Raw genomic sequence first — 24,917 nt, 5'->3', positions numbered from 1 at the left:
GCGTTCGAAAGGATAACGCTCGCCGGTCAGTGGGAGCTCGAGTCCAGCAGCTTCTGCAGGTACTGACCATAACCGGTCTTCTTCAGAGCGTCAGCTTGAGCGCCCAGTTGTTCGGCAGTGATCCAGCCATTGTGGTAAGCAATCTCTTCCAGGCAAGCTACTTTCAGCCCCTGGCGCTGCTCGATCGTGTGCACGAAGTGGCTGGCTTCAAGCAGCGAGTCGTGGGTACCGGTGTCCAGCCAGGCAAAGCCGCGCCCAAGCATTTCGACGTTGAGGGTCTTCTGCTCGAGATAAGCACGGTTGACGTCGGTAATTTCCAGCTCGCCGCGCTCGGACGGTTTGATGTTCTTGGCGATTTCGACAACCTGGTTGTCGTAGAAGTACAGACCGGTCACCGCGTAGCTGGATTTTGGCTTGAGCGGTTTCTCTTCGATGCTCAGTGCGCGGCCCGATGCATCGAACTCAACCACACCGAAGCGTTCGGGATCGGAAACGTGATAACCAAATACCGTGGCGCCATGCTGTTGAGTGCTGGCGGAGCGAAGATTGTCGGAGAAGTGCTGACCGTAGAAGATGTTGTCGCCCAGGATCAGGCAGCATGGATCCTTACCGATGAACTCCTCGCCAATGATGAAGGCTTGAGCCAGGCCATCCGGGCTTGGCTGTTCGGCGTAGGTCAGCTTGATGCCGTACACGCTGCCGTCACCCAGCAGCTTGCGGAAGCACGGCAAGTCTTCCGGGGTGGAGATAATCAGAATTTCACGCATGCCCGCGAGCATAAGCACCGACAGCGGATAAAAGATCATCGGCTTGTCGTAGATCGGCAGCATCTGCTTCGAAACACCCAAGGTCAACGGGTGCAAACGTGTGCCCGAGCCGCCAGCGAGGATGATGCCTTTGCGATTTGTCGTGTTGATCATTTATCTAGAACTTCCATAAGCATTCGGGTTACGCCACTTTGCCAATCCGGCAAGTGCAAAGAAAAGTTATCACGCAGCTTCTGAGTATTCAGACGCGAATTCAGCGGCCGACGCGCAGGTGTTGGGTAGGCCGTGGTATCGATCGGATTGATTGCCGTCACCATCAGTTGTTCGCCATGGCCACGAGCGAAATCGATCACATGACTAGCATAGCCGTGCCACGAGATTTCGCCGCCAGCCGCCAAGTGATACACGCCTCCCAGCTCAGGGCGCTTAACGACTTGCTGAATAGCCAAGGCTGTAACGTCTGCGATCAAGTCTGCACCAGTGGGCGCTCCAACCTGATCGGCAATGACGCTCAGTGTTTCCCTGCCTTTGGCAAGACGCAGCATGGTCTTGGCAAAATTGTTACCACGAGCACCATAGACCCAGCTGGTGCGGAAGATCAGGTGTTTGCAGCCGGTACCTCTAATGGCCTGCTCACCAGCGAGCTTGCTCGCGCCGTAATGATTCACTGGCGCGACTGCGTCATCTTCTTTCCATGGCGCTTGTCCGCTGCCACTGAACACGTAGTCCGTAGAATAGTGAATCAGCCAGGCATCAAGGGACAATGCTTCTTCGGCCATGACCCGACTTGCCAGGGCATTTATGCGAGTTGCGAGCTCAGGCTCTGATTCGGCTTTATCCACCGCAGTGTAAGCCGCAGCGTTGACGATGATGTCGGGTTTGACCTGACGAATCGCTGCTCGCAGCGAGTCAAGATCGGACAAGTCGCCACACAGCCCATCGACCGTTTGACGGTCGAGCGCTATCACTTCACCGAGTGGCGAAAGGGAGCGTTGCAGCTCCCAGCCGACCTGGCCGTTTTTGCCAAGAAGAAGGATTTTCATGCTTTGCTTGAACGGTCAGTGTAGTTTTTATCAATCCACTGTTGATAGCTGCCACTTTTCACGTGAGCAACCCATTCGGTGTTATCGAGGTACCACTCGACGGTTTTACGAATCCCGGTCTCGAAGGTCTCTTCAGGCACCCAGCCCAGCTCACGCTGGATTTTGCTGGCATCGATTGCGTAGCGCTGGTCATGGCCAGGGCGATCCTGGACATAGGTGATCAAGCTGGCGTGAGGGCGATGCGGTGAATCGGGACGCAACTCATCAAGCAGAGCGCAGAGCGTGTGCACCACTTCAATATTTTGCTTTTCGTTATGGCCGCCAATGTTGTAAGTCTCGCCGACGACGCCTTCGGTCACGACTTTATACAGGGCACGTGCGTGGTCTTCGACGTAGAGCCAGTCACGAACCTGATTGCCTTTGCCATACACCGGAAGCGGCTTGCCTTCCAGCGCATTGAGGATGATCAGCGGGATCAACTTCTCAGGGAAATGGCATGGGCCGTAGTTGTTCGAGCAATTGGTGACCAGGGTCGGCAAGCCGTAAGTGCGGCTCCAGGCACGAACCAGGTGATCGGAACTGGCTTTACTGGCCGAATACGGCGAGCTTGGCTGGTAAGGCGTGGTTTCGGTGAAGAGGTCTTCCGGACCTTCAAGGTCTCCGTAGACTTCGTCGGTAGAAATATGGTGAAAGCGGAAATTGGCTTTGCGCTCATCATCCAGGGTGCTCCAGTAGTGGCGAGCAGCCTCCAGCAAGGTGTAAGTGCCGATAATGTTGGTCTGGATGAATTCAGACGGGCCGGAAATCGAGCGATCAACGTGGGATTCGGCCGCCAGGTGCATGATCGTATCGGGCTGGTGCTCGCGCAGGACGCGATCCACCTGATCCCGGTCGCAGATATCCACGCGCTCGAACACATAGCGCTCACTCTGAGCCGCTTGCGCCACAGACTCAAGGTTGCCAGCGTAAGTCAGCTTATCGAGGTTTACTACGGAGTCAGTAGTATTGGAAATGATATGACGAATGACTGCAGAGCCGATAAACCCGGCGCCGCCGGTTACTAGAATTTTCACGCGGAAACCATACCCTTGAGTTGCTGACAAAGCTGCACACTGAGCGCTGTCTAATCCATGAATGCAAAAGCTATCGTATTAGCCGTAGCCTCTGACGAGTGATCCATCCGTGCCAATGCCGAGATCCCTATGGAATCTCCAACTATTCAGACAGACGTAGCATTTTACAGTTTAAAGGAGGATTTACTAACGGATATAGACAAACAACGCGTGAAAAGTTCGATGCCCCTCCCCCCGACCCGCGCCTTAATCAGACCAAGCGCTTGCGCCGCGCTCTTGCGGTGCGACCGACAAACCAGCCGATAAGAGGCCCAATCAGCATCCCTATCAACAACGCCAACACCGTTATGACTGAGATTGGCAGTTGCGGCCCGGCCCAGCCAAGGAACAGCAAGGAAACTGATTGCTGGTTCTCTAGCACAAAAGCCAGAATCGCCAGCACAAGCAAGAGAACAGCTACCACGAGGAGTACGCGTTTCAAATTACGCATGAGTTGCTCCTTGAGCCAACACTATCAAATCCCCTCCTCCTCGTCCTCATTCACCCGATCCCGGAGCTCTTTGCCCGGCTTGAAGTGGGGAACGAATTTACCGTCAAGGCTGACGGATTGACCGGTTTTCGGGTTGCGACCTACACGCGGTGCGCGGTAGTGCAAGGAGAAGCTGCCAAAGCCACGGATCTCGATGCGATCACCGGTAGCGAGGCACTGGGACATTTGCTCAAGCATGGTCTTGATGGCCAGCTCGACATCCTTGGATGAGAGCAGCCCTTGATGGGTGACAATTCGTTCGATCAACTCCGACTTCGTCATATTTTTCCCTTCTTTTTCAAGCAGCTAGATCAGCGCTTCAAAGGTTTTAGCACGCCCGGAGGATTTTGAACAGCCCGTGTATTGACTTATCTGCACGACGCCAGAGATGCCGTGCACGGACCAAGAACCACGGCATTTACCGAAGCCAAAAGCCCGGACCTTATACCCGGGTAGTACCTAACTTGCGCTGCTCATCGACAGATAGCCGGCAGCATACAACGCAAGTTGCGGGTCAAATCGCAGACACAAAAAAGGGCGACCGAAGTCGCCCTTTTTTTATGGTCTGACAGAACTTAGTTCTGCTTTTCCATTTGTGCACGCAACAGGTCGCCCAGAGTGGTAGGACCAGCAGCGATATCCGAAGTAGCTGGCTTCTCGCGCAGGCTCTGGATAGCTTCTTTCTCGTCTTCAACGTCTTTCGACTTGATGGACAGCTGGATTACACGGCTCTTGCGGTCAACGCTGATGATCTTGGCTTCAACTTCTTCGCCTTCTTTCAGAACGTTACGCGCATCTTCGATGCGGTCACGACTGATTTCGGAGGCTTTCAGAGTAGCTTCGATATCGGTAGCGAGAGTGATGATGGCGCCTTTGGCGTCAACTTCTTTCACGATACCCTTAACGATTGCGCCTTTGTCGTTCTCTTGAACGTACTCGGAGAACGGATCGCTTTCCAGCTGCTTGATACCCAGGGAGATGCGCTCACGCTCTGGATCAACAGACAGGATGACGGTGTCGAGCTCGTCGCCCTTCTTGAAGCGACGTACGGCTTCTTCGCCCACTTCGTTCCAGGAGATGTCGGACAGGTGAACCAGGCCGTCGATGCCGCCGTCCAGACCAATGAAGATACCGAAATCGGTGATCGACTTGATGGTGCCGGAGATTTTATCGCCCTTGTTGAACTGGCCAGAGAAATCTTCCCATGGGTTAGATTTGCACTGCTTGATGCCGAGGGAGATACGACGACGCTCTTCGTCGATGTCCAGAACCATAACTTCCACTTCGTCGCCGACTTGTACGACTTTCGAAGGGTGGATGTTCTTGTTGGTCCAGTCCATTTCGGAAACGTGTACCAGGCCTTCCACGCCTTCTTCCAGCTCAGCGAAGCAGCCGTAGTCGGTCAGGTTGGTTACACGCGCGGTAACGCGAGTGCTTTCTGGGTAACGTGCCTTGATAGCAACCCATGGGTCTTCGCCCAGTTGCTTGAGGCCCAGGGAAACACGATTGCGCTCGCGATCGTACTTCAGAACCTTGACATCGATCTCGTCGCCAACGTTGACGATTTCGGAAGGATGCTTGATACGCTTCCAGGCCATGTCGGTAATGTGCAGCAGGCCATCGACGCCACCCAGATCGACGAATGCGCCGTAATCGGTGAGGTTTTTGACGATACCTTTGACTTGCTGACCTTCTTGCAAGGATTCCAGCAGAGCTTCGCGCTCAGCGGAGTTCTCGGCTTCGAGGACGCTACGACGGGAAACGACAACGTTGTTGCGTTTCTGGTCGAGCTTGATGACCTTGAATTCGAGCTCTTTGCCTTCCAGGTGCGTGGTGTCGCGCACTGGACGGACGTCAACCAGAGAACCTGGCAGGAACGCACGGATGCCGTTAACGTCGACAGTGAAGCCGCCTTTAACCTTACCGTTGATAACGCCCTTGACCACTTCTTCAGCTGCGAAGGCTGCTTCCAGAACAATCCAGCATTCAGCGCGCTTGGCTTTTTCACGGGACAGTTTGGTTTCGCCAAAGCCGTCTTCGACCGCGTCCAGCGCAACGTGAACTTCATCACCAATGTTGATGTTCAGTTCACCAGCATCGTTGTGGAACTGTTCCAGCGGAATGAGGCCTTCGGACTTCAGACCAGCGTGAACGGTTACCCAACCAGCTTGGTAATCGATATCGACGATGATAGCGGTGATGATCGAGCCAGCCTGAAGGTTCAGGGTTTTTAGGCTTTCTTCAAAGAGTTCTGCAAAGCTTTCGCTCATTTTAATTCCTGTTGATAAGGGCGAAGAATACGCCCATCTGCCACATCCCAGACGATGTGGGTTACGTTCATATAAAAGAAAAACCGCAGGACTATGCCTGGTGTCCCCTGCGGAGTTTCCTGGTCACCCGGCGATATCGCGAATGGCGATCTCGCTCATGATGCGTTCCAGCACCTGCTCGATGGACAATTCCGTGGAATCCAGCTGTATGGCGTCAGCCGCCGGTTTGAGCGGGGCTACCGCTCGCTGGGTGTCACGCTCATCACGTACACGTATCTCATCTAGCAGACTCGACAGACTAACATCATCACCTTTGGCCTTCAACTGCAAGTAACGGCGACGTGCACGCTCCTCGGCGCTGGCGGTCAGAAAAATCTTCAGCGGCGCATCGGGGAAAACCACCGTTCCCATGTCCCGACCATCGGCCACCAGTCCCGGAGGTTCCTGGAACGCCCGCTGGCGTTGCAGCAAAGCGTCCCGCACCGCCGGCAGCGCGGCTACCTGGGAAGCCCAGGCGCCGACTTGTTCGTTGCGCAAGTCATCAGTGACATCATCACCCTCGAGAATGATCCGCTGCGGCTGACCTTCGGTCGCCCCGACGAACTGCACGTCAAGATGCGCCGCCAGCAACTTCAGCGATTCTTCGTTGGTCAGGTCGACCCCGTGATTGCGCGCAGCAAATGCCAGCAAGCGGTACAACGCCCCCGAATCCAGCAGGCACCACTCCAGACGTTTGGCCAGAATACCGGCGATGGTGCCTTTACCCGAACCGCTCGGCCCATCAATGGTAATTACAGGCGCTTTGATCATCACGATTGAGCCTCTTGCGCAACGCGGATACCGACCTGCGCGCACAACGCGAGGAAGTTGGGGAACGACGTAGCAACGTTGGCGCAGTCATGGATACGGATTGGAGCGTTTGCCCGCAGCGACGCCACACTGAACGCCATGGCAATGCGGTGATCGCCATGACCATGCACCTCACCGCCCCCGATCTGGCCGCCATCGATGATGATGCCGTCCGGGGTTGGCTCGCATTTGACGCCCAGCGCCAGCAAACCATCCGCCATCACCTGAATGCGATCCGACTCCTTGACTCGCAGCTCTTCTGCGCCACGCAGCACCGTGCGCCCGTGGGCACAGGCGGCAGCCACGAACAGTACCGGGAACTCATCAATGGCCAACGGAACCAGCTCTTCCGGGATCTCGATACCCTTCAGTTTAGCCGCACGTACACGCAGATCAGCCACTGGCTCGCCGCCGACTTCACGCTGGTTTTCCAGAGTGATATCAGCGCCCATCAGACGCAGGATATCGATAACACCGGTACGGGTCGGGTTGATACCGACATGCTCAAGCACCAGCTCAGAGCCTTCGGCTATCGATGCTGCGACCAGGAAGAACGCCGAGGAAGAAATATCCCCCGGAACCTCGATGTGCGTCGCTGTCAGTTTGTGCCCGGACTCGACCGAAGCCGTAGCGCCATTCACCGTTACCGGATAGCCGAAACCACGCAGCATACGCTCGGTATGGTCGCGAGTCGGGGCGGGCTCGGTTACGGTAGTTTTGCCATCGGCGTACAGACCAGCCAACAGCAGGCAGGATTTAACCTGGGCACTGGCCATCGGCATGGTGTAGGTCAGGCCTTTGAGCTTGTTACCACCACGAATGGTCATCGGCGGACGACCATCTTCAGCGGTCTCGATGACCGCCCCCATTTCACGCAGCGGATTGGCCACACGGTTCATCGGCCGCTTGGACAACGACGCATCACCGGTCAAGGTACTGTCGAAGCTCTGCGCCGCCAGCAACCCCGACAACAGACGCATCGACGTACCGGAATTACCCAGATAGATCGGCCCGGGGGCCGGCTTCAAGCCGTGCAGGCCGACGCCGTGAATGGTCACACGGCCATGGTGCGGACCTTCGATCACTACCCCCATGTCACGGAAAGCCTGCAGCGTCGCCAGGGCGTCTTCGCCCTCGAGGAAACCTTCGACTTCGGTAGTGCCTTCGGCAAGAGAGCCGAGCATGATCGAACGGTGGGAAATCGATTTATCGCCTGGTACACGAATCCGCCCAGTCAGGCGGCCACCAGGATTAGCCAGGAAAATCAGGTCGTTGGAGTTCATAGCGTCCACATAGGCCCGGCGGGCCAGGATTTTACTGAAATGCTCGCGGGCAACCCGGGCGCGCGTGAAAACGCCCAACAGCTGGTGCCCGTCCCCTGCATCGACCGCGTCGCGCAAGGCGTCGAGATCACTGCGAAATGTATCGAGTGTGCGCAGGACAGCTTCGCGATTGGCGAGAAAGATGTCGTGCCACATGACCGGGTCGCTACCGGCGATTCTCGTGAAATCGCGGAAACCGCCCGCAGCGTAACGAAAGATCTCAAGGTTTTCACTGCGCTTGGCCAATGAATCGACCAAACCGAATGCCAGCAAGTGCGGCAAGTGGCTCGTAGCCGCCAGCACTTCATCATGACGCTCGACCTGCATGTGCTCAACATCCGCACCCAACTCGCGCCAAAGCCTGTCAACCATTGCCAGCGCTGCGGGATCGGTCTGTTCCAGCGGTGTCAGAATCACTTTGTGTCGACGGAACAACTGCGCATTGGAGGCTTCTACCCCGCTCTGCTCGGAGCCGGCAATCGGATGCCCCGGCACAAAACGCGCGGGCATGCCGCCGAACGCTTCGCTCGCAGCACGCACCACATTGCCCTTGGCGCTGCCGACGTCCGTCAGAATTGCTTGCCCCAGGTCCATGCGCGCCAAAACGGCCAGCAATTTCTCCATAGCCAGAATCGGCACCGCCAACTGAATGACATCGGCACCGCTACAAGCCAGAGCAAGGTCTTCTTCGCAGCGATCCACCACACCAAGCTCAACCGCCAGCTTGCGCGACTGCGGATCAAGATCGACACCCACGACCTCGCGACACAGGCCGCTTTCGCGCAGGCCCTTGGCGAAGGAACCACCGATCAGCCCGAGACCGACCACCACCAGGCGACCGATCATAGGCACAGCAGGTTGCACTGCAATGACATCAACCACGAGCCATAACCTTGGCCAGCGCCTCGAGGAAGCGGCTGTTTTCAGCCGGCAAACCAATGGTGATGCGCAGATGGTTCGGCATGCCATAGTTGGCCACCGGACGCACGATCACACCTTCACGCAGCAAACCCTGGAACACCGGAGCCGCGACGCGCCCCAGATCGACCGCAATGAAGTTGCCTTTGGACGCAATCCAGCTCAGGCCCAGCTCGCGAAAGCCCGCTTCCAGCTGCTGCATACCGGACTCGTTCAAGCGACGGCTTTCAGCCAGATATTCTTCGTCCTGCAGCGCCGCACAAGCCGCGGCCAGGGCCAGGCTGTTGACGTTGAATGGCTGGCGCACGCGGTTCAGGACATCAGCGACGATCGCCGTAGACAGGCCATAACCGACACGCAACGCGGCCAGACCATAAGCCTTGGAGAAGGTCCGCGAGACCAGCAGATTCGGGTAAGCCGCGAGGAAGTCCAGACCATCCGGAAGATCGCTACCTTCGGCATATTCGATATAGGCCTCGTCGAGCACCACCAGCACGTGCTCAGGCACGTCCTGAAGGAACTCATCCAGCGCCTCTGCACCGAACCAGGTGCCGGTCGGATTGTTTGGATTGGCAATGAAGACCACGCGAGTATTGCTGTCGATGGCTTTGAGCATCGCCGGCAAATCGTGCCCCCAGTCTTTGGCTGGAATCACGCGCGCCTGCGCACCTACGGCCTGAGTGACGATCGGATAGACCGCGAACGCATGCTCGCTGAACACCGCATTCAGACCGGGCGCCAGATAGGCACGAGCCACCAGCTCCAGAATGTCATTGGAACCGTTACCCAGGGTCACCTGATCGAGCTGCACACGGCACTGCCCGGCCAGCAAACTCTTGAGAGCGAAGCCGTTGCCATCCGGATAACGAGTCAGCTCGGCCAGCTCTTCGCGAATCGCCGCCAAGGCTTTAGGGCTGGCGCCCAGCGGGTTTTCATTACTCGCCAGTTTGACGATTTTTGCCGGATCGATATCCAGCTCGCGAGCCAGTTCATCCACGGGTTTGCCCGGGACGTAAGGCGAAAGTTGTTGCACACCCGGCTGCGCCAGAGCGAGGAAGTCACCACTCATTGTTAAAGCCTCAGAGAACCGCTTTCGGGTAGGAACCCAGCACTTTGAGTGCTACTGCTTCCTGACTGATCTTCTCCAGCACAGCCTTGATCAGCGGATCACGGTGATGGCCAACGAAGTCGATGAAGAACACATAGGTCCATTTGCCACTACGCGAAGGCCGGGTTTCGATCCGCGTCAGGTCGATACCATTGTCGTGGAATGGCACCAGCAACTCGTGTAGCGCGCCAGGCTTGTTGCTCATGGAGACGATGATCGAGGTCTTGTCGTCGCCGGTCGGCGGCACTTCCTGACTGCCAATCATCAAGAAGCGCGTGGAGTTGTCCGGACGGTCCTCGATTTTTTCGGCCAGACGAGTCAGGCCGTACAAGCCTGCCGCCATGTCGCCGGCAATGGCTGCCGAGTTCCATTCACCCTTGACCCGCTTGGCCGCTTCGGCGTTGCTGGAAACCGCCACGCGCTCGACATTCGGGTAATGGGCGTCCAGCCACTTGCGGCACTGAGCCAGAGACTGGGCATGGGAGTAGATACGGCTAATGCTGTCGGTTTTGGTGTTTTCACCGACCAACAGGTGATGGTGGATACGCAGCTCGACTTCGCCACAGATCACCATATCGTGCTCGAGGAAGCTGTCGAGGGTGTGGTTGACCGCGCCCTCGGTGGAGTTTTCCACAGGCACCACGCCAAAATTCACCGCTCCGGCTGCCACTTCACGGAACACTTCATCAATTGCAGCCATAGGCTTGCTGATCACCGCATGACCGAAGTGTTTCAGGGCCGCCGCTTGAGTGAAGGTACCTTCGGGGCCTAGATAAGCCACTTTCAGTGGCTGCTCCAGCGCCAGGCACGAGGACATGATTTCACGAAACAGACGCGCCATTTCTTCGTTGCCCAACGGACCTTTATTGCGCTCCATGACCTTCTTGAGCACCTGAGCTTCGCGCTCAGGACGATAGAACACCGGCACTTCGCCTTCGGCCAATGAAGCCATCTTGACTCGCGCGACTTCCTGGGCGCAGCGCGCACGCTCACTGATCAGCTCCAGGATTTTATCGTCCAGGCTGTCAATACGCAGGCGCAGTGCCTTGAGTTCTTGCTCAGACATTAGCCGTGTTCCTTCTCGAACTCTGCCATGTACGCCACCAGCGCGTTGACCGCATTGATGTCGACGGCGTTGTAGATAGAGGCGCGCATGCCACCCACGGAACGATGACCCTTGAGGTTCAACAGACCGCGCTCCTCGGCACCCGCCAGGAACGGCTTGTCGAGGCGATCATCCGCCAGACGGAATGGCACGTTCATCCATGAGCGGTCAGACTTGTTGATCGGGTTGCTGTACAGGCCACTGGCGTCGATGAAGCCATACAGCGTGCGCTGCTTGACGTCATTGAGCTTGCCGATGGCCTCTACGCCGCCCTGCTCCTTCAGCCATTCGAAGACCAGACCGGAAAGGTACCAGGCCAGGGTTGGCGGGGTGTTGTACATGGAGCCGTTGTCGGCCGCGACCTTGTAGTCGAGCATGGTCGGGCAGATTGAACGGGCGCGACCCAGCAGGTCTTCGCGAACGATGTTGACGACGATACCGCTCGGGCCGATGTTCTTCTGTGCGCCGGCGTAGATCATGCCGAAACGGGAGATATCCACAGGACGGGACAGGATATCCGAAGACATGTCCGCAACCAGTGGCACATCACCGGTTTCCGGGATCCAGCTGAATTCCAGACCGCCGATGGTTTCGTTTGGCGCGTAGTGCACGTAGGCCGCGTCTTGCGACAGCTTCCATTCGTTCTGGCCGGGAATTGCGAAATAGTCATAAGGCTTGGCCGTCGCCGCCACATTGACGGTGCCGAAGCGCGAGGCTTCTTCAATGGCTTTCTGCGACCAGATACCGGTGTCGATATAGTCAGCCTTGCCGGTTTCCGGCAACAGGTTCAGAGGAATCTGAGCAAATTGCTGGCTGGCGCCGCCTTGCAGAAACAGCACTTTATAGTTCGAGGGGATATCCAGCAGATCACGCAGATCCTGCTCGGCCTTGGTCGCGATGGAGACGAACTCATCACTGCGATGGCTCATTTCCATGACCGACAGGCCCTTGCCGTGCCAGTCGAGGAGTTCACCCTGCGCGCGCTGCAGGACAGATTCGGGAAGCGCCGCGGGGCCGGCACAGAAGTTATAGGCTCTCTTGCTCACATCCAATCTCGCTCTGATTTGGTGGGATCACGCAATAAATCATCGATCGACACGGGGGCCAATCACTGTAGGAGCGAGCTTGCTCGCGATGAGCCTGAGAGCGCCGCGGTGCTTCAGCTAGCCCGCGTTATCGTTAGCGACCATCGCGAGCAAGCTCGCTCCTACAGGCTGGAAAAATAACAAGGGGGAGAATTTTCATCCGCCCCCCTCGCGTATCCGTTTACTCCTGCGGTTCGGCGTCGTCAGCCACAGCGGCATCGAGTTGCTGATCTTCAACAACATCCTCGATGACTGCACCGCCCTGGAACTCAACAGCTTCCTCGCCCTCCAGCTCTTCGCCTTCGACTTCGGATGGCTCTTGAACACGCTCCAGACCAACCAGTGTTTCGTCGCTGGCCAGCTTGATCAGGGTCACGCCCTGAGTGTTACGGCCGAGACTGGAAACTTCGTCGACGCGGGTACGAACCAGTGTGCCCTGATCGGAAATCAGCATGATTTCCTCGCCGTCGAGCACCTGGACTGCACCGACCAGACGGCCGTTACGATCGTTGCTGACCATGGCGATAACGCCCTGACCACCACGCTTGTACTCAGGGAACTCGCTGATAGCCGTACGCTTGCCGTAACCACGCGCCGAAGCGGTGAGGATCTGGCTGCCTTCTTCCGGGATCAGCATGGAAATCAGCTTCTGACCTTCCGGCAGACGCATGCCACGCACACCGCGAGCGGTACGCCCCATGGCACGGACATCGGATTCTTTGAAGCGGGTAACCTTGCCGCCGTCGGAGAACAGCATGACTTCGCGCTCGCCATCAGTGATGGCAGCGGAAATCAATACGTCGCCTTCGTCCAGCTCCAGCGCAATCAAACCAACGCTGCGTTGACGGCTGAATTGCTCCAGCGGCGTCTTCTTCACCGTACCGTCAGCGGTAGCCATGAAGATGTAGTGACCTTCGGTGTATTCCTCGACCGGCAGCATGGTGGTGATGTACTCACCCTCACCCAGCGGTAGCAGATTGACCAATGGACGACCACGGGCAGCGCGTGATGCTTCCGGAATTTCGTAGGTTTTCAGCCAGTAAACCTTGCCCTTGCTGGAGAACAGCAACAGCGTGGTGTGACTGTTGGCGACCAGCAGGTGGGCGATGTAGTCCTCATCCTTGACGCCGGTAGCCGACTTGCCTTTACCGCCACGACGCTGAGCCTGATACGCAGCCAATGGCTGGGTCTTGGCATAGCCACCGTGCGAGATGGTCACGACGCGCTCTTCTTCCGGGATCATGTCACCCAGGGTCAAATCGAGACGAGCATCGAGAATTTCGGTGCGACGTACATCGCCGTACTCGGCACGAATGACTTCCAGTTCCTCGCGGATCACTTCCATCAGGCGCACAGCGCTGTTGAGGATGCGGATCAGCTCACCGATCTGGTTGAGGATTTCCTGGTATTCGGCCAGCAGCTTTTCGTGCTCCAGGCCGGTCAGACGGTGCAGACGCAGCTCAAGAATGGCTTGCGCCTGCTCTGGTGAGAGGAAGTATTTGCCTTCGCGCAGACCGTATTGCGGGTCGAGATTTTCCGGACGACAGGAATCAGCACCGGCACGCTCGACCATCGCGACCACTGCGCTGGACTCCCAAGGCGTGCTTATAAGCGCTTCCTTGGCTTCCGACGGAGTTGGCGAAGCCTTGATCAGGGCGATGACCGGGTCGATGTTCGACAGTGCAACAGCCTGACCTTCCAGGATATGGCCACGTTCACGGGCTTTACGCAGTTCGAACACGGTACGACGGGTTACGACTTCGCGACGGTGACGTACGAAGGCTTCCAGCAGATCCTTCAGGTTGAGGATCCGTGGGCGACCGTCAATCAGCGCAACGATGTTGATGCCGAAAACACTTTGAAGCTGAGTCTGGGCATAGAGGTTGTTGAGGACCACCTCAGGCACTTCACCACGACGCAGCTCGATCACGACGCGCATACCGTCCTTGTCGGACTCGTCGCGCAGCTCGGTGATGCCTTCGAGCTTCTTCTCTTTGACCAGCTCGGCGATCTTCTCGATCAGACGCGCCTTGTTCAACTGGTAAGGCAGTTCGGTAATGACGATCTGCTGACGACCACCGACCTTGTCGATGTCTTCGATGATCGAACGGGCACGCATGTAGATGCGTCCGCGACCGGTACGGTAGGCTTCGATGATGCCGGCGCGACCGTTGATGATCGCAGCAGTCGGAAAGTCCGGGCCGGGGATGAATTGCATCAACTCATCGACGGTCAACTCAGGGTTGTCGATGAGCGCCAGGCAACCGTCGATGACTTCACCAAGGTTGTGCGGCGGGATGTTGGTCGCCATGCCCACGGCGATACCGCTGGAGCCGTTGACCAACAGGTTGGGGATCTTGGTCGGCATGACCGCGGGGATCATTTCGGTGCCGTCGTAGTTCGGCACCCAGTCCACGGTTTCTTTATGCAGGTCGGCCAGCAGCTCGTGCGCCAGCTTGGTCATGCGCACTTCGGTGTATCGCATGGCCGCGGCGTTGTCGCCGTCGACCGAACCGAAGTTACCCTGGCCGTCTACCAGCAGGTAGCGCAGGGAAAAAGGCTGGGCCATACGAACGATGGTGTCATACACCGCAGTATCACCATGGGGGTGATACTTACCGATCACGTCACCGACAACACGGGCAGATTTCTTGTACGGCTTGTTCCAGTCGTTACCCAGCTCGCTCATCGCGAACAGTACGCGCCGGTGCACGGGCTTCAAGCCATCGCGCGCATCAGGCAGTGCCCGCCCGACAATTACGCTCATTGCGTAATCGAGGTAGGACTGCCTCATCTCGTCTTCGATATTGACCGGGATGATTTCTTTGGCCAGTTCGCCCATGAGAAGCCTGATTCCTTTTTCTGGTGAAACTTCGTCGCATCCATATGGGACGAACGAAGCTCGTCGATGCAGGCTTGGTGCCATGCCTCGACTTACGACAAATCAACGAGTTATGCCATGGATCTGCGCAGTAAAGGCAGCCACATCGGGCTACCTTGGAAACCGCCGGATGTTATCACAATCGCCGCCACGCACCTATCCCCCAGACGCGCATGGAGCATAGTTAGTGGACCGGTGACAGCCTGATAGGGGACCAGAGAAGCTTAGAGGTGTTATTGCGCCCGATTCGCAAGCGAAATGCTGCTTCAGGTGCTGCAGACCGCGTCATCGCTCATCGCGGGCAAGCCTCGCTCCTACAGAACATCGGGGACTTGTAGGAGCGAGGCTTGCCCGCGAAAGCGATTTAACAGACGCCAACCACCATCAATGCAGCCGCTTGCGACACATCAACTGAGCCAGTTTCGCGGTATCGGGCCGCTCGACAATGCCTTTTTCGGTGACGATGGCGTCGATCAGGTCCGCCGGGGTGACGTCGAAAACCGGATTGAAAGCGCCCACATCAGCCCCGACGCGCTTGCCGCCGACTTCCAGCAGCTCACTGCCATCACGCTCTTCGATAGGAATATCGTCACCGCTGGCCAAGGTCATGTCGATGGTCGAACTCGGCGCCACCACCATGAAGCGCACCCCGTGGTGCATGGCGCACACCGCCAACTGATAGGTGCCAATCTTGTTCGCCACATCGCCATTGGCGGTAATCCGGTCAGCACCGACGATCACCCAGGTCACGCCCTTGGTTTTCATGATGTGTGCCGCGGCCGAGTCGGCATTCAGCGTGACGGGAATACCTTCGTTGGCCAACTCCCAGGCAGTGAGCCGCGAGCCCTGCAACCAAGGCCGGGTTTCATCGGCGTAGACCCGCTCCACCATACCTTCCAGCCAGGCACCACGAATCACTCCCAGCGCCGTGCCAAAGCCGCCCGTGGCCAAGGCGCCAGTATTGCAATGCGTCAAAATGGCTTGAGCATTGCCCTGATGCTTGCGGATCAGATCGACACCCAATTGCGCCATGGTCAGATTGGCTTCGCGATCGCTTTCATGAATGGCCAAGGCCTCCGCCTCAAGGACCGACAACGGATCGGCATGCCCTTTTAGCCGTTCAAGACGCTCGCGCATGCGGTTCAGCGCCCAGAACAGATTGACCGCCGTCGGCCGCGAATCCGCGAGCAAGGCAAAATCCTCCTCAAGAGCTGCCTGCCAGTCACCGCCGGCGGCAAACCGCGTGCGCGCCGCCAGCACTACACCATAGGCCGCACTGATGCCAATGGCCGGGGCACCACGCACAACCATCGAGCGAATGGCTTCGGCCACACCGGCTGCACCGGTGTAGGCAATCCAGCGTTCTTCGAACGGCAAAATGCGCTGATCGAGCAGATAAAGGGCATCATCCCGCCAATCGATGGCCTTTACCTTCTCCGCAGCCAACAGTCGATCGCGCATGCCTCACCCCGTACTCATGTACAAAAGCCGCCGATTATAGCGATCCGCCCGCGAAGACGCTCGGGTATACTTCGCCATCCTTTATAAAGCACTGGAACCCACCCTCGATGCCGAACCCTGCCGCTGCGCTCGACTTATTATTGCTGCCGACCTGGTTGGTACCTGTCGAACCCGCCGGTGTGGTCCTCAAAGAGCATGGCCTGGGCATCCGTGACGGCCGCATTGCATTCATCGGCCCGCGCGCCGACGCCTTGAAACTCAACGCCACTGAAGTCCGCGAATTGCCGGGCATGCTGCTCAGCCCTGGCCTGATCAATGCTCACGGGCACGCGGCGATGAGCCTGTTTCGCGGCCTGGCCGATGACTTGCCGCTGATGACCTGGCTGGAGCAGCACATCTGGCCCGCCGAAGCCAAGTGGGTCAATGAGGACTTTGTTCGCGATGGCACCGATCTGGCCATCGCCGAACAGCTTAAAGGCGGCATCACCTGTTTCTCGGACATGTATTTCTTCCCGAAAGTCGCCAGTGAACGCGTGCATAACAGCGGTATTCGCGCACAAATTGCCATCCCGATCCTCGACTTTCCGATTCCCGGTGCAAGCGATGCCGATGAGGCCATCCGTCAGGGCATCGAGCTGTTCGGCGATCTCAAGCACCATCCGCGCATCAAGATCGCCTTCGGCCCTCATGCACCCTACACCGTCGGCGACGAGAACCTCGAGAAAATCCGGGTCATTGCCGAGGAGCTGGATGCCTCGATTCATATGCACGTCCATGAGACCGCGTTTGAAGTACAGCAATCCGTCGAGCAGCGCGGCGAGCGACCAATGGCCCGCCTGGGGCGCCTGGGCTTGCTCGGTCCGCGCTTCCAGGCCGTTCACATGACACAAGTCAGCGATGACGACCTGGCTTTGCTGGTAGAAAGTAACAGCAGCGTGATTCATTGCCCGGAATCGAACCTGAAACTGGCCAGTGGTTTCTGCCCGGTCGAGCGTTTGTGGCAGGCCGGGGTCAACGTTGCTGTCGGCACTGATGGCGCAGCCAGCAACAATGACCTGGATCTGCTCGGCGAAATCCGCACCGCAGCACTTTTGGCCAAGGCCGTCGCTGGCTCGGCGACCGCCCTGGATGCCCATCGCGCATTGCGCATGGCCACGCTCAACGGCGCACGAGCTCTGGGACTGGACGCCGAAGTCGGCTCACTGGAAGTCGGCAAAGCTGCCGACCTGGTGGCCTTTGACCTCTCCGGCCTGGCGCAGCAACCCATTTACGACCCGGTCTCGCAGCTTGTATATGCCACCGGCCGAGACTGTGTGAAACATCTTTGGGTCGCCGGCAAGCAATTGCTCGACGACCGGCGCCTGACCCGCCTGGATGAACAACAGCTTTGCGCCACAGCCATAGCCTGGGGCAAACGCATCAGCGGTCATCGCCAATAGATAGAAACTTTGAACTGACATTCAAGGCTTACCACAGAATTTATTAGATTTAGAGGATGCCCCATGAGCAACGTCGACCACGCTGAAATTGCCAAATTCGAAGCCCTGGCCCATCGCTGGTGGGACCGTGAAAGCGAGTTCAAACCGCTACACGACATCAACCCGTTGCGGGTCAACTGGATTGACGAGCGGGTAAAACTGGCCGGCAAAAAAGTCCTCGACGTCGGCTGCGGCGGCGGCATCCTTAGCGAAGCCATGGCCCTGCGCGGCGCAACGGTGATGGGTATCGACATGGGCGAAGCGCCGCTGGCCGTGGCCCAGCTGCATCAACTGGAATCCGGCGTCAGCGTCGAGTACCGGCAGATCACCGCCGAGGGCCTGGCCGAAGAAATGCCGGAGCAATTCGACGTGGTCACCTGCCTGGAAATGCTCGAACACGTGCCAGACCCCTCTTCGGTGATCCGCGCCTGCTTCCGCATGGTCAAGCCAGGCGGCCAAGTGTTCTTCTCCACTATCAATCGCAATCCGAAGGCATTCCTGTTCGCCGTTGTCGGCGCCGAATACATCATGAAACTGCTGCCGCGCGGCACCCACGACTTCAAGAAATTCATCCGCCCTTCCGAACTCGGCGCCTGGAGCCGCTCGGCCGGTCTGACGGTCAAGGACATCATCGGTCTGACCTACAACCCGCTCACCAAGCACTACAAGCTGGCGACGGACGTTGACGTCAACTACATGATCCAGACCCTGCGGGAGGAATAAGCCCATGCGTATCAGAGCGGTTCTTTTCGACATGGACGGCACTCTGCTCGACACCGCACCGGACTTTATCGCCATTTGCCAGAGCATGCGCGCCGATCGCGGCCTGGCACCGGTTTGCGACAAGCACATCCGCGACGAAATCTCCGGCGGTGCGCGGGCCATGGTTGCCGTGACCTTTTCGATGGACCCGGAATCACCGGGTTTCGAGGAACTGCGCCTGGAGTTTCTGGAGCGCTACCTGAAAGACTGCGCAGTCCATAGCAAACTTTTCGATGGTATGGCCGAGCTGTTGGCGGACATCGAAAAAGCCAATCTGATCTGGGGCGTCGTCACCAATAAGCCGGTACGTTTTGCCGAACCGATCATGCAGCAACTAGGGTTGGCGGAGCGTTCGGCGGTGCTGATCTGCCCGGATCATGTGAAAAACAGCAAACCTGATCCCGAACCACTGATCCTCGCTTGCAAGATGCTCGACCTGGATCCGGCCAACGTGCTGTTTGTTGGCGATGACCTACGCGATATCGAGTCAGGCCGCGACGCAGGCACCAAAACTGCCGCAGTGACCTGGGGCTATATTCATCCAGACGACAACCCCAGTCATTGGGGGGCGGATGTGGTGGTCGATCATCCACTGGAGTTGCGTAAGGTTCTGGATAGCGCCCTGTGTGGTTGCTGAGCGACTTTCCTGATGGTTTGCGTGGCTGATCGCCTTTCCTGTGGTGGGAGCGAGCTTGCTCGCGATGGTCGTTAACGATAACGCGTGTTTCCTGACCAAACGCGTCAGCTTCAAGTCCATCGCGAGCAAGCTCGCTCCCACAGGGGGGGGCTTCTGTGAATTTTGTTGAGGTTTCTTATGTTTGATTACTCCGCCCGCCCTGAATTGCTCAAAGACCGGGTCATCCTGGTCACCGGCGCTGGCCGTGGCATCGGAGCTGCTGCCGCGAAGACCTTTGCAGCTCATGGCGCCACCGTGCTGCTGCTGGGCAAGACCGAAGCCAATCTGACCCGGGTCTATGACGAAATCGAAGCGGCCGGTCATCCACAACCCGCAGTCATTCCGTTCAACCTGGAAACCGCACTGCCGCATCAATACGATGAGCTGGCGGCCATGGTCGAAACCGAGTTCGGACACCTCGATGGCCTGCTGCACAACGCGTCGATCATTGGCCCGCGCACCCCGCTGGAACAGCTGTCCGGCGAAAACTTCATGCGCGTGATGCAAGTCAACGTCAACGCGATGTTCATGCTGACCAGCACCATGCTGCCGCTGCTCAAGCTATCCCAGGACGCATCGGTGGTGTTCACCTCAAGCAGTGTCGGACGCAAAGGCCGCGCCTACTGGGGCGCCTACGGGGTCTCGAAGTTTGCGACCGAAGGCTTGATGCAAACCCTGGCCGACGAACTGGACACCGTCGCACCAGTGCGCGCCAACAGCATCAACCCCGGCGCTACCCGCACCAGCATGCGGGCTCAGGCATATCCAGGCGAAAACCCGAGCAACAATCCGACACCTGAAGAAATCATGCCGGTCTATCTGTACCTGATGGGGCCGGACAGCACCGGCATCAACGGCCAGGCCTTCGACGCTCAGTAATCCCCTTCAACCACCGCGACGGAATACCGTCGCGGCGCACGCAACAAGGTCATCAGGCCTGTTATTGAAGCCAAACAAATGCCGCGGCGTCCATACGCATTGACGCCATTACCGACCAACCGATTGAATTATAACGATTTTTAATTTACCGAACCGAATGGCACGACTTTCGCTCTAACACTGTTCAGACACGCAGCGTGTTAGCGAAGCGGGCATCGCCTGAGCCGGGGCTTATAACGTTCGGCAAAGCAGACTAGACTGCAGTTACTTGTCCTACGGGACTGATGGACCAGTATGACGCGCAGCCCGAAGCCGCTCTCACCCAGCCTGTAAGACAGCATTACGTGCTTAGGGGCTCACACCATATGAAATCACCTACCCAGACCAACGCAATTGACTTTGATAGCGCCAAATTGCAACGCCTGGGCTTTGGTCAGCAGTCACCCCTTCTACAACGCCCCGTCAGCCTTGCGCAATTGCGCCAGCAACTAGGCCTACAGCTGCAAACCAGTCTTGAGCCACAGCACATTCTGGGATTGTTCTTCCGCGAAATTCAGCGACTCGTTCCACTGGATGCCTTGAGCTACCAGCACCAGGCCAGCGATTTGCGCCTGGCGTTCGGCCAGCGCGGACACCATTGCGTGAGCTACAGCCTCAGCCATGAGGGCGAACACTTGGGTGAGCTGGTGTTTCGACGCAATCAGCGCTTTAGCGAACAGGATCTGGGTAACCTGGAGTCTCTACTGTCTTCCCTGCTCTACCCGATCCGTAATGCCTTGCTATACCGGGCAGCCACTCGTAGCGCGCTGCGCGACCCGCTGACGGACACCGGCAACCGGATCGCCATGGATCAGACGTTTCAACGGGAAATCGAAATGTCCCGTCGGCATCTGCAACCGCTATCGCTGTTGATGCTGGATATCGACCACTTCAAGAGAATCAACGACAGCCACGGTCACGGCGCAGGCGACAAGGTACTCAAGGCCGTAGCCGCCTCGATCAAGGACCAGTTGCGCAATGTCGATATGGTGTTTCGATATGGTGGGGAGGAGTTTCTGATCCTGCTCTCCAACACTGGCCGAGAGGCCGCCGCCATGGTTGGCGAGCGGCTACGTCATGCAGTACAGGCTCAGGATTATTTAGCGGATGACACGCTTATCGAACTCACAGTAAGCCTTGGCTGCGCCACCTTGTTACCCGGTGAGTCAGCCGAAAGCCTGTTGCGCCGGGCAGACAGCGCTTTGTATGTGGCAAAACGTGAAGGCCGCAACCGGCTGGCGATGGCGGGGTAAACCTGTCGGCTGGAGTCAATCCTCGGCCAGCGCCATGTGCTTACGAACCACCGGAGCCTTTTCCAGCTGCATGCAACGTTCCAGGAACAGGTACATGTAGTCGTAGCTCTTGCAAATGGCCTGGCGTAACTCGACTTGCAGTGATTTGTCTGGGTTCAGACCCGCCAGCGTGCAGATGATTTCCAACGCCTCCCATGGATGAGCATCATCGTACTGGGCATGCATTTTCAACCACTTCATCGCTCGCTTGCGGTCTTCCTCCGGGAACGCCGCCGCATAGATGCCATTGGAGCAAACCAGCGCCGACCACTCGCCTGTAGCCCCCTCAATGGCATAGTTGGTCGCGGCAATCGCCACGATCAGCGAATCGGCCGAACTGGTGTGCCAGCACCAATGACTCAGGGCATGAAGCTCTGGCGCTACCTGTTGCGCCTGTAAATCTTCCAGACTGACGCCGTGCGCACGACTCCAGTGCACCCAATAATCAGCATGATTGAGTTCTACTCGAATGTTACGCATCAGCCAGCGTCGCGCCATGTCCTCGCCGGGATGACGTGCAAAGCGGGTCTTGGTCAGATTTTGTGCCATATACAAAGCGAACTGCTCAACGACAGGCCAGCCACCGATCAGGTACTGACGCATGGTTTTGGCGCTGAGCTTGTTGTCGCGCATGCGCTGATACAGTTCGTGCTCGACCACCCGGCGTTTGCTCTCGCTGCAATCCTGGATCAGCTTCTGAGCCCAGGCGGGATAACTTGCGGCTTCCATAAGCGGGCCGGTTCTGTTGAACGTGTCGATCACTGTCGAGCTCCTTTTGATTGTGATTGTACGGATCAGCAAGAGATTTCAACGGAACGTGCCAGGCGCCTTGAATAACAAAGGCTGTGGTCGCGCGGGCCGACACTGCAGGCTGTCACAGGTAAACAATTGCGGGCGTTGGATAATGTACCCTTGAGCGTAATCCACTCCGATTTCCAGCAAGGCCTGCTCAATCTGAGGTGTTTCAACAAACTCTGCAATCGTGCGCTTACCCATGACATGACCGATGTGATTGATCACTTCGACCATAGCGCGGTTAATCGGGTCGTCCAGCATATCCTTTACGAAACTTCCATCGATCTTCAAGAAGTCTACAGGTAAATGTTTAAGATAGGCGAACGAGGACATACCAGCACAAAAGTCATCTAGTGAGAAATGGCATCCCAAGCCTTTGAGCTCATTAATAAATCTAATTGCACTTCCCAGATTGGAAATTGCACTGGTTTCTGTGATTTCAAAACAAATCATTTCAGGAGGGACAGCGTAGGCAATGAACTGCTCACGCAGGAAGTCCAGGAAGTCGTCATCTCCGATAGTAATGCCCGAGAGGTTTATCGCACACATGGCCATCGGCCCTTCGCGCTCTTCAGCAATACATTGGGCGATGATCTTGAATACATTCTGTACCACCCAACGATCCAGCGATGTCATCAACCCGTAACGTTCGGCGGCGGGAATAAAGCTGTTGGGCAGAATCATTCGCCCTGCTTCGTCATGCAACCGCAGCAATATTTCGATATGCCCGCCCCCGCGCTCCGTCTGACCCAACGCAGCGATTTCCTGGGCATATAAACAAAAGCGGTTTTCCTCCAGCGCCATGTGCAGTCGTTGCACCCACGCCATCTCGCCAAAGCGCAAGGACAACTCCGAATCGTCGGCATGGTAGACCTGCACCCGATTACGCCCTTTCTCTTTGGCCATGTAGCAGGCCATATCGGCAGCACGCAATGACGCCTCAAGGGTTGTGGGCGTTTGCGCGACGTGAACCAGGCCGATGCTGACCGTGGTCAGAAAAGGCCGGCCCTTCCATACGAAATGGAGGTTCTGCACGGTCTGGCGCAACCCCTCGGCGATCTTCTCTCCGGCGTCCGGCGGGCAGTTTTCAAGCAAAATGCCGAATTCATCTCCACCCAGGCGCGCCAGGGTATCGCCTTCGCGCAAGCCCGATTGCAACAAGGCACAGATATGCCGAAGCAGTTCATCGCCCGCTGCATGCCCGCACGTGTCATTGACCAACTTGAACTGATCCAGGTCGAGAAACATCAAGGCATGGCGGCCCGGCTGGCGTGCCAGATTGTGCAGGGCTTGTTCGAGCCGATATTCGAATTCGCGACGATTGGCCAGGCCCGTCAGAGCATCGTGAGTCGCCTGCCATGACAGATTGGCGATGTATTGACGCTCTTGTGTCATGTCGTGCAGCACCAGTACCGTGCCGCTGACTTTACCGGCGTTCTGGATCGGCGCGCCGACCAGGGTGACCGACACGGTACTGCCGTCCAGGCGCTGAATGAGTTTGGAGTGCTCACTGCCACCACTGAGTTGACCACTCAAAATGTGCTCGATCAGGGTAAAACCATCAGTCTGGGCGTTTTCATCCAAAAGATTGAATAACGCAGCCAACGGCAGACCGTTGGCCTGCTCGGCTTTCCAGTGAGTCAGCTCTTCAGCCGCCGGGTTCATGTAAGCGATCGCTCCCCCGACATCCGTAGTGATAACGCCATCACCAATGGATTGCAGCGTGATTTGCGCCCGTTCTTTTTCCAGCTGCAAGGCATCGGCAAATGCGTGGCGCTGCTTCAGAAGCTTGTGGGTACGCAATAGTGCCAGGGCGATCAACCCCAGCGCTGTGGCCAGATTGGTGTACAGCAACAATCTCAGAATGACCCGAGACCCTTCGCCCAATGCATCGCTAAAGGCCTTGGCAGCGGGCGTCACACTGTCGTTAATGGCAAGTATCAAGGCCTTCCAGCGCTGAAAATCGGCAGGTTTGGCTTGATCACTGATGATGCCCCGGTGCATCTCCCTGGCGACAGTATCCAGTTGTAGCAGGTAGCTATCGCCAACAGTCCATCGACTGATGGCTTCTTCCAGGTAGCTGAAGTGGCGAAAGTTCAGGTACAACCAGATCAGGCTTGATATGTCATCCGGATGGTTACCACCATTGAGGATCCCCAGACGTGCAGCGTCAAGGTCCGGGGGCTGACGATCCAGGGCGATACGCAGCTCATGCCCACCCTGCGGCACGGCGATGGCGTGCTGGTACTTGAGAAAAATCGCTTCGTCGCGGCTGTCGGCATACAGATTGAGGTAATAGATAGCGTCTTTCTGGCCCTTGGACCACAGACTTTCACCCGCAACATAGCCGCGCACCGCTGACAGAACGTACAGGCTGACGCCGCCCAGCAATGCCTGAAATAACACAACGGCAATAAATGGCCAGACGATACCCAATAATCGTGGTGTTCCGAGAGTCCGCGTTTGCTTCATGAGGTCCCTTGCATAAGCACTGCCAGATGAACACCCGAGTGAGCTCTGCTCCTAACAGCACAGACTAGGCTAATTTCCAATAATTCGAACTGATCGATGCGTCGTTCGAAATC

The 24,917-nt window shown here is 57.3% G+C and carries 20 protein-coding genes; 5 read left to right on the top strand and 15 right to left on the bottom strand.

The genetic code is table 11. From position 1 onward, the window contains the following. Positions 1 to 26 precede the first annotated feature (26 nt). The 13 genes from rfbA to mtnA all read right to left on the bottom strand — a co-directional run bounded on the left by rfbA (position 27) and on the right by mtnA (position 16,411). Positions 27 to 917 (bottom strand): glucose-1-phosphate thymidylyltransferase RfbA, encoded by an 891-nt coding sequence (gene rfbA, locus AC07VR_RS24160; protein ID WP_495012810.1) that lies wholly within the window; start codon positions 915 to 917, stop codon positions 27 to 29. Further along, positions 917 to 1,810, bottom strand: coding sequence for a dTDP-4-dehydrorhamnose reductase (gene rfbD, locus AC07VR_RS24155; protein WP_494993806.1), 894 nt, complete (start codon positions 1,808 to 1,810; stop codon positions 917 to 919). Before rfbD ends, rfbA begins: the two co-directional genes overlap by 1 nt. After that, positions 1,807 to 2,883, bottom strand: a complete 1,077-nt coding sequence (gene rfbB / locus AC07VR_RS24150) for a dTDP-glucose 4,6-dehydratase (RefSeq protein WP_494993805.1) — start codon at positions 2,881 to 2,883, stop codon at positions 1,807 to 1,809. Before rfbB ends, rfbD begins: the two co-directional genes overlap by 4 nt. 250 nt (positions 2,884 to 3,133) lie before the next feature. Then, positions 3,134 to 3,373, bottom strand: a complete 240-nt coding sequence (locus AC07VR_RS24145; protein WP_494993804.1) for a LapA family protein — start codon at positions 3,371 to 3,373, stop codon at positions 3,134 to 3,136. Positions 3,374 to 3,397: 24 nt separating this feature from the next. Then, positions 3,398 to 3,694: an integration host factor subunit beta gene (gene ihfB / locus AC07VR_RS24140; protein ID WP_065886416.1), complete on the bottom strand. Its 297-nt coding sequence runs from the start codon at positions 3,692 to 3,694 to the stop codon at positions 3,398 to 3,400. Between the two features lie 293 nt (positions 3,695 to 3,987). Next, positions 3,988 to 5,682: a 30S ribosomal protein S1 gene (rpsA, locus tag AC07VR_RS24135; RefSeq protein WP_494993803.1), complete on the bottom strand. Its 1,695-nt coding sequence runs from the start codon at positions 5,680 to 5,682 to the stop codon at positions 3,988 to 3,990. 123 nt (positions 5,683 to 5,805) lie between these two features. After that, complete coding sequence (cmk, locus tag AC07VR_RS24130; RefSeq protein WP_494993864.1) at positions 5,806 to 6,492, bottom strand: (d)CMP kinase; 687 nt, start codon at positions 6,490 to 6,492, stop codon at positions 5,806 to 5,808. After that, positions 6,492 to 8,699, bottom strand: coding sequence for a bifunctional prephenate dehydrogenase/3-phosphoshikimate 1-carboxyvinyltransferase (locus AC07VR_RS24125; protein WP_495012809.1), 2,208 nt, complete (start codon positions 8,697 to 8,699; stop codon positions 6,492 to 6,494). Before AC07VR_RS24125 ends, cmk begins: the two co-directional genes overlap by 1 nt. A 28-nt stretch (positions 8,700 to 8,727) precedes the next feature. Then, positions 8,728 to 9,840: a histidinol-phosphate transaminase gene (gene hisC / locus AC07VR_RS24120; RefSeq protein ID WP_494993802.1), complete on the bottom strand. Its 1,113-nt coding sequence runs from the start codon at positions 9,838 to 9,840 to the stop codon at positions 8,728 to 8,730. A 10-nt stretch (positions 9,841 to 9,850) separates the two neighbouring features. Further along, positions 9,851 to 10,945, bottom strand: a complete 1,095-nt coding sequence (gene pheA / locus AC07VR_RS24115; RefSeq protein WP_494993801.1) for a prephenate dehydratase — start codon at positions 10,943 to 10,945, stop codon at positions 9,851 to 9,853. Further along, complete coding sequence (gene serC, locus AC07VR_RS24110; RefSeq protein ID WP_494993800.1) at positions 10,945 to 12,030, bottom strand: 3-phosphoserine/phosphohydroxythreonine transaminase; 1,086 nt, start codon at positions 12,028 to 12,030, stop codon at positions 10,945 to 10,947. The genes pheA and serC overlap by 1 nt, the downstream gene beginning before the upstream one ends. 220 nt (positions 12,031 to 12,250) lie before the next feature. Continuing rightward, on the bottom strand, positions 12,251 to 14,911 hold the full coding sequence (gyrA, locus tag AC07VR_RS24105) for a DNA gyrase subunit A (RefSeq protein ID WP_494993799.1): 2,661 nt from the start codon (positions 14,909 to 14,911) through the stop codon (positions 12,251 to 12,253). A gap of 423 nt (positions 14,912 to 15,334) precedes the next feature. Further along, positions 15,335 to 16,411, bottom strand: a complete 1,077-nt coding sequence (gene mtnA / locus AC07VR_RS24100) for an S-methyl-5-thioribose-1-phosphate isomerase (protein WP_494993798.1) — start codon at positions 16,409 to 16,411, stop codon at positions 15,335 to 15,337. Between the two features lie 107 nt (positions 16,412 to 16,518). On the opposite strand from mtnA, the gene AC07VR_RS24095 reads away from it, so the two are divergent. From AC07VR_RS24095 to AC07VR_RS24075, 5 genes are all read left to right on the top strand, one after another. Beyond that, positions 16,519 to 17,850, top strand: a complete 1,332-nt coding sequence (locus tag AC07VR_RS24095) for a TRZ/ATZ family hydrolase (RefSeq protein ID WP_495012784.1) — start codon at positions 16,519 to 16,521, stop codon at positions 17,848 to 17,850. A gap of 63 nt (positions 17,851 to 17,913) precedes the next feature. Further along, on the top strand, positions 17,914 to 18,612 hold the full coding sequence (ubiG, locus tag AC07VR_RS24090) for a bifunctional 2-polyprenyl-6-hydroxyphenol methylase/3-demethylubiquinol 3-O-methyltransferase UbiG (protein ID WP_494993796.1): 699 nt from the start codon (positions 17,914 to 17,916) through the stop codon (positions 18,610 to 18,612). Positions 18,613 to 18,616: 4 nt separating this feature from the next. Next, positions 18,617 to 19,288 carry an N-acetylmuramic acid 6-phosphate phosphatase MupP gene (mupP, locus tag AC07VR_RS24085; protein WP_494993795.1) on the top strand — a complete coding sequence of 224 codons (672 nt, stop codon included), beginning with the start codon at positions 18,617 to 18,619 and terminating at the stop codon, positions 19,286 to 19,288. A 177-nt stretch (positions 19,289 to 19,465) separates the two neighbouring features. Further along, positions 19,466 to 20,206, top strand: coding sequence for a YciK family oxidoreductase (locus AC07VR_RS24080; protein ID WP_494993794.1), 741 nt, complete (start codon positions 19,466 to 19,468; stop codon positions 20,204 to 20,206). A 365-nt stretch (positions 20,207 to 20,571) separates the two neighbouring features. Then, on the top strand, positions 20,572 to 21,498 hold the full coding sequence (locus AC07VR_RS24075; protein ID WP_494993793.1) for a GGDEF domain-containing protein: 927 nt from the start codon (positions 20,572 to 20,574) through the stop codon (positions 21,496 to 21,498). A gap of 15 nt (positions 21,499 to 21,513) precedes the next feature. Here the strand turns inward: AC07VR_RS24075 and AC07VR_RS24070 are convergent, their stop codons facing one another. Then, positions 21,514 to 22,266, bottom strand: coding sequence for an iron-containing redox enzyme family protein (locus AC07VR_RS24070; RefSeq protein WP_494993862.1), 753 nt, complete (start codon positions 22,264 to 22,266; stop codon positions 21,514 to 21,516). Positions 22,267 to 22,344: 78 nt separating this feature from the next. After that, positions 22,345 to 24,804: an EAL domain-containing protein gene (locus tag AC07VR_RS24065; protein WP_495012783.1), complete on the bottom strand. Its 2,460-nt coding sequence runs from the start codon at positions 24,802 to 24,804 to the stop codon at positions 22,345 to 22,347. Positions 24,805 to 24,917: the final 113 nt, after the last annotated feature.

This window comes from Pseudomonas sp. GW821-FHT02H09 (genome assembly GCF_059421425.1).
The sequence above is the reverse complement of the archived record's forward strand: the minus strand, read 5'-3'. Positions and strand labels throughout refer to the sequence as shown.